Source organism: Variovorax sp. P4_D9 (genome assembly GCF_056401695.1).
The window spans coordinates 1-5,579 of sequence record NZ_JBFUIU010000596.1 but is presented as its reverse complement, the minus strand read 5'-3'; the positions used below and the strand labels follow the sequence as shown (position 1 = coordinate 5,579).

Sequence of the window (5,579 nt, the reverse complement as noted above, 5' to 3'; positions counted from 1 at the left end):
CTCCAACAGGACCATCTTCCATGGCTTACAGCATCGACCTTTCCGGCCGCGTGGCCTTCGTCACCGGCGCATCGAGCGGCCTCGGCGCCCAGTTCGCCAAGACGCTGGCCCGGGCCGGCGCCGCGGTGGTGCTGGCCAGCCGCAACACCGACAAGCTAAAGGAACTGCGCGCCCGCATCGAGGGCGAGGGCGGCGATGCCCACGTGGTCGAGCTCGACGTCACCGACCTCGGCAGCATCAAGGCCGCCGTGGCGCGTGCCGAGACGGAGGTCGGGCCGATCGACGTGCTGGTCAACAACTCCGGCGTCAGCAACACGCAGCGCCTGAAGGATGTCTCGAGCGAAGACTACGACTTCATCTTCGACACCAACGTCAAGGGCTCCTTCTTCGTCGCCCAGGAGGTCGGCAAGCGGATGCTGGCGCGTGCCAAGGGGGCGGCGCCGGGCACCTACATCGGCGGGCGCATCATCAACATCGCCTCGGTGGCGGCGCTCAAGGTGCTGCCGCAGATCGGCGTCTACTGCATGAGCAAGGCCGCGCTGGTGCAGATGACCAAGGCCATGGCGCTCGAATGGGGCCGTTTCGGCATCAACGTCAACGCCCTGTGCCCGGGCTACATCGCGACCGAGCTCAACGAGGAGCACTGGGTCACCGACGGCGGCCAGAAGCTGGTCGGCATGCTGCCGCGCAAGCGGGTCGGCAAGCCCGAGGACCTCGACGGCCTGATCGTGCTGCTGGCCAGCGGCCAGAGCCACTTCGTCAACGGCGCGGTGATCGCGGCCGACGACGGCTTCGCGCTCTGACGCCACGGAGGGTCGGCGCTATCGCGGCCGGGCTGGCGGCGGGCTGGTAGCGGGTCACGGCCTGGCTTCTCCCGCCGGGCGCAGCACGATGCGGGCCTCGAAGCCGTGGGCCGCACCGGGCGGCGGCGAAGCGAGCTCGAGCTGGGCGCCAAGCTTTTCGACGATGGTGCCGACAATCGACAGCCCGAGGCCGTAGCCGGCGCGGTCGGAGGAGTGGCGCACATGGCGGTGCTGCAAGGTGCTCAACTGGGCCGCGTCGACCCCGGGACCGAAGTCGCGGACCGCCAGCGTGCAGGGCGCCATCACCTCGATCACGACGCGGCCACGTCCATACCGAAGGCCGTTCTCGATCAGGTTGCGCAGCGCGATGGCGAGCGCATCGACGTCGCCGAGCGCGATTGGAGGCTCGCTGTCCGGCACCTTGAGCGACAGGCGCTCGTTGACCCGCGGATCCTGCCAGAACTCCTGCGCCACCGTGCCGGCCAGCTGGACCAGATCGATCGGCGCCCGTGTCAGCGAGGCGCCGGATTCGGCCCGCGACAGCTGCAGCAGTTTCTCCGTCCGGTGGCCGAGCATCTGCAGCGCATCGAATGCAGCCTGCACGTCCTCGCGCTTCAGATCGTGCTCGAGGGCGGTCTGCAACCGGAGCCGTGCGGCGGCGAGCGGCGTGCGCAGTTCGTGCGCTGCGTTCGAGGCCAGTGCGCGCTCGACGTCGAGCGATTGAGACAGCCGCTCGAGCAATTGGTTGACGTGGTCGCCCACCGAACGCAGCTCCTTCGGCAGGCCCGGCAGGCGGATCGGACGGAGGTCGACGCCGCTGCGCTGCTCGATCTCGCCGGCCAACTGCTGCAGCGCCCGCAACTCCTTGCGGGCCACGTTGCGCAGCACCAGGGCCAGCAGCGGCAGCACCGCACCCAGCGGGATGATGAGGCCGAAGAGGGTCCGGTTGAGCGCGGTGCGCCGTTTGTGCAGCGGATCGGCGACCTGGAGGAACAAGTCGCGCGTGGGATGCCGCACCGTGTAGACGCGCCACGGATCGGCGTTGGCGAGACCGGGCGCCAACGGGACGTCGAAGGCGTCGACCGGCGCCTCGATCGATCGCAGCAGCACGCGCTCGTGCAGGTTGACTACCCGGTAGATCACGGCGTCGGTCGGATACAGCTGCGGCGGCGCGATCAGCGGAGGCGGCGTGGCGGGGTTCTCGCGCTGCAGCTTGTCGAGCTCCTGCACCGCCATGTCGAATATCCGGTGCGAGACCTCGATCAGCTCGCTGTCGAAATTGTGGTTGATCTCGCGGTCCACGTACCAGACGACGCCGAGCACGCACAGCAGCCATACGCCGCCGACCCAGAGGATCAGCGTTCGCGTGAGGCGGCCTGCGAGCGAATCGCGCCGGCCCATCTGCTTGACAGCGATCCGCTGCAGCAGCCTGGGGTTCATTCGTCCTCTTCGTCCGGCGCGAATGAGAGCCGGTAGCCGAGACCCCGCAGCGTCTGGATGTACTTGCGTCCCAGCTTGCGCCGAAGGCGGCTGATGAAGACTTCCAGCGTGTTGCTGTCGGCCTCGTCGCCGAAGCCGTAGAGCGCATCGGCCAGGTTCTCGCGGGTGTGGATGCGGTCGGGGCGGGTGGCCATGACGCGCAGCAAGGCCCACTCCTTCTGGGTCAGCGTGACCGGAACGCCGTCCTTGCGGACCAGGTCGTGCGCGATGTCGATCTCCAGCGCGCCGATCTTCAGCACCGGCGCGCTGCTGGTGCTGCGCCGCCGTTCGACCGCGCGCAGCCGCGCCAGCAACTCGGCCGGGTCGTAGGGCTTGATCAGGTAGTCGTCGGCGCCGGCGTCGAGGCCGCGGATGCGGTCCGTCACCTGGTCGCGGGCGGTGAGCACGATCACGATCGGGCGTTCACGCAGGGCGCGGATGGTCGGCAGCAGGGACAGGCCGTCCCCGTCGCCCAGGTGCRGGTCGAGCAGCACGGCCGCGTACTGCACGGCGGCCAGCGCGGCGCGCGCTTCCGCGAGGCCCGGCGCCACGTCGACCACGAAGGCCTTGGCCGCGAGATAGCTGCAGACGGCGTCTGCCAGTGCGACGTCGTCCTCGACCAGCAATATGCGCACGGGGCGGTCCTTTCCAAAAGGAAGGAGTCTAGTGTGAGCTTCAGGCTGGGTTCATGCGGGTGGCCTAAGCTCGCGCCGCATGATTCGCACTGCCGCTTCCAGTCCGCTCGCCCTGACCGTGTTAGCCCTGGCCCTGCTGCTCCTCTGGGACGCCAGCGGCCTCGACCTCGTGCTGGCCCGGATGGCGGGCACGCCAACTTGCTTCCCCCTGCGCGACGACGGGTTCCTGGGCTAGGTGATGCATGAGGGAGCCAAGGCGCTGAGCTGGGTCCTGGCGGGTGCGGCTGGCGCCCCAGCCCCTGCTTTCGCAGGCCTGGCGCAATGGCGCGCTGCTGTTCGTTGTGGCGGCGATGGTCGCCGGCAGCGCGATGGCGATGAACCGGCAGCGCAACAACGCCCATCTGCGCTACATGATGAACCCGCCGGCGGGCCTCTATTCCACCGGCGCCGCCGTGCTGCGGCCCCTCTTCAGCCAGAGTCGCAAGCTGATCCCGATCACGGGCGGCGCCGCGCTGGGTGCCAGCTACGCGGGCCAGGCGAAGCCGCCGTTGTTCGTGCTGGTGGTGGGTGAAACGGCACGCGCCGACCACTTCGGGCTCAAGGGCTATGCGCGCGACACGACGCCGCAGCTCGCGGCGCGGCAGGTGCTGAGCTACCGCGACGTCCACTCCTGCGGCACCAACACGCTGGCCTCGGTGCCGTGCATGTTCTCGCCGCTGAACAAGGGCGCTTTCGAGGCGCGCAAGGACGACTACGTGAACCTGATGGATGTGCTGCAGGCTTCCGGCCTGGCGGTGTTGGGTGTTCTGGCTTGACAACCAGGCCGGCGGCTGCAAGGGCGTATGCGACCGTATTCCCCATGCCTCGGCCTTCGATCCGCTCGACGAAGCCGTCAAGAGCGCGCTGTCGAGGGCGACGAGTGCCTCGACGACGTCATGCTCAAGGGTCTGGACGAGCGCCTGGCCGCATTGCCCGCCGAGCGCCGCGCCAGGGGCGTGGTGCTGGTGATGCACCAGATGGGAAGCCACGGGCCTTCGTACTTCAAGCGTTCCTCGCCCGATGCGAAGCGCTTCCTGCCCGAGTGCAAGAGCAATGCGCTGGCCGAGTGCAGGCATTCCGAATTGCTCAATGGCTACGACAACTCGATCGCCTACACCGACCGCTTCCTCGGCAAGACCATCGATTGGCTCAAGACGAAGTCCAGGCGCTTCGATTCGGCGCTGTTCTACCTGAGCGACCATGGCGAATCGCTGGGCGAGTACGGCCTGTTCCTGCACGGCGTTCCTTATGGCTTCGCGCCCGAGGTGCAGAAGCAGGTGCCGAGGCTGACCTGGTTCAGCGACGGCATGAAGGCCCGGCGGCAGCTGTCGACGGCCTGCATGGAGGCGGGGCTCGACACGTCGCTGACGCACGACAACCTCTACCACACGGTGCTCGGCGTGCTGGACGTCGCGACGCCGACCTACCAGCCGGCGCTCGACGCCCTGGCCTCGTGCCGTGGGGACGACGCGCTGGCTACTTCTTCTCGCGAGGCAGCCGGCCCATCAGGTAGAACTCCGGGTTAGGCTGCATCCCGCTGAAGCTCGCCAGCCGGTTCGAGAGGCCGAAGAAGGCGGTGATGGCGGCGATGTCCCAGATGTCCTCGTCGTCGAAGCCGTGGGCATGCAGCGGCGCGAAGTCGCTGTCGTCGATCTCGTGCGAGCGCTCGCAGACCTTCATCGCGAACTCGAGCATCGCCCGCTGGCGCGGCGTGATGTCGGCCTTGCGCCAATTGACCGCCACCTGGTCGGCCACCAGCGGTTTCTTTTCGTAAATGCGCAGCAGGGCGCCGTGCGCCACCACGCAATAGAGGCATTGGTTCACCGCGCTTGTGGCGGTGACGATCATCTCGCGGTCGCCCTTGGTGAGGGAGCCTTCCTCCTTGAGCATCAGCGCGTCGTGGTAGGCGAAGAAGGCGCGCCACTCGGCCGGGCGGCGCGCGAGGCCGAGGAACACGTTGGGCACGAAGCCGGCCTTCTCCTGGACCGCGRGCGCCGCGGCGCGGATGTCGTCGGGCAGGTCCTTGAGTTCGGCCAGGGGGTAGCGATCGGTCATCGGGGTCTCCTTGATTCTTGGTGTCGGGCACCGGGCCGATCATAGGGAATGGGGGAGGTGGAACTGGCTGTCGTCCTTGAGCTCGACACCCGTCAGGCCACGGCGCAGGGCCTCGCGCAGCAGCCATCCGAGCCTGAAGGCGGCGGTGGCGTACGGCAGGCCTTCGGACCGCACGTTCGAGATGCAGTTGCGCTCGGCGTCGTGGCGGCCACGCCGCGGGGCATGGGTGATGTAGATCCCCAGGCTGTCGGGCGAACTCAGGCCCGGCCGTTCGCCGATCAGCATAATCGCCAGGCGCGCGCCGAAGGCCTCGCCGACCTCGTCCGCCAGGGCGACTCGGGCCTGCGTCGCGATCACCACCGGTGCCAGCGACAGGTCCGGCGGCAAATGCGTGCGCAGAGCCGCCAGCAGCGGCGCGGCATGGCGGGCCACCGCCAGCGAGGACAGTCCGTCGCCGACCACGATGCACAGGTCGACGGGCGCGGGCGCATCGGCCCGTAGCCGCTGTGCGTCGGCGGCGTCGAGCTGCCGGCCGAGGTCGGGTCGCCGCAGGTAGGCGGTGCGGTCG

6 protein-coding genes and 1 pseudogene are annotated in these 5,579 nt (G+C 68.8%); 3 read left to right on the top strand and 4 right to left on the bottom strand.

Translation table 11 applies throughout. From position 1 onward, the window contains the following. Positions 1-20: 20 nt before the first annotated feature. Positions 21-803 (top strand): SDR family oxidoreductase, encoded by a 783-nt coding sequence (locus AC1DY5_RS39960; protein WP_478119989.1) that lies wholly within the window; start codon positions 21-23, stop codon positions 801-803. Between the two features lie 54 nt (positions 804-857). Here the strand turns inward: AC1DY5_RS39960 and AC1DY5_RS39955 are convergent, their stop codons facing one another. Together AC1DY5_RS39955 and AC1DY5_RS39950 are read right to left on the bottom strand one after the other, a co-directional pair. Further along, entirely contained in the window at positions 858-2,243 is a 1,386-nt protein-coding gene (locus AC1DY5_RS39955; RefSeq protein ID WP_478119988.1) for a sensor histidine kinase, read from the bottom strand. Continuing rightward, a complete protein-coding gene (locus AC1DY5_RS39950) occupies positions 2,240-2,917 on the bottom strand; it encodes a response regulator (protein WP_478119987.1) in 678 nt (225 codons plus the stop codon). The genes AC1DY5_RS39955 and AC1DY5_RS39950 overlap by 4 nt, the downstream gene beginning before the upstream one ends. A 79-nt stretch (positions 2,918-2,996) precedes the next feature. On the opposite strand from AC1DY5_RS39950, the gene AC1DY5_RS39945 reads away from it, so the two are divergent. Further along, positions 2,997-3,152, top strand: a complete 156-nt coding sequence (locus AC1DY5_RS39945) for a hypothetical protein (protein WP_478119986.1) — start codon at positions 2,997-2,999, stop codon at positions 3,150-3,152. Between the two features lie 115 nt (positions 3,153-3,267). Continuing rightward, positions 3,268-4,482 (top strand): annotated as a pseudogene (locus AC1DY5_RS39940) (phosphoethanolamine transferase). Here the strand turns inward: AC1DY5_RS39940 and AC1DY5_RS39935 are convergent. Then, entirely contained in the window at positions 4,433-5,011 is a 579-nt protein-coding gene (locus tag AC1DY5_RS39935; protein WP_478119985.1) for a peroxidase-related enzyme, read from the bottom strand. The pseudogene AC1DY5_RS39940 and the gene AC1DY5_RS39935 overlap by 50 nt on opposite strands. A 39-nt stretch (positions 5,012-5,050) precedes the next feature. After that, positions 5,051-5,579: ethanolamine ammonia-lyase subunit EutC (gene eutC / locus AC1DY5_RS39930; RefSeq protein ID WP_478119984.1), on the bottom strand; the 529-nt coding region annotated here is incomplete at its 5' end.

Bases quoted from the DNA above. Each gene is read 5' to 3' on its own strand.
- AC1DY5_RS39960 (WP_478119989.1), top strand. From the start codon at position 21: ATGGCTTACAGCATCGACCTTTCCGGCCGCGTGGCCTTCGTCACCGGC.
- AC1DY5_RS39955 (WP_478119988.1), bottom strand. From the start codon at position 2,243: ATGAACCCCAGGCTGCTGCAGCGGATCGCTGTCAAGCAGATGGGCCGG.
- AC1DY5_RS39945 (WP_478119986.1), top strand. From the start codon at position 2,997: ATGATTCGCACTGCCGCTTCCAGTCCGCTCGCCCTGACCGTGTTAGCC.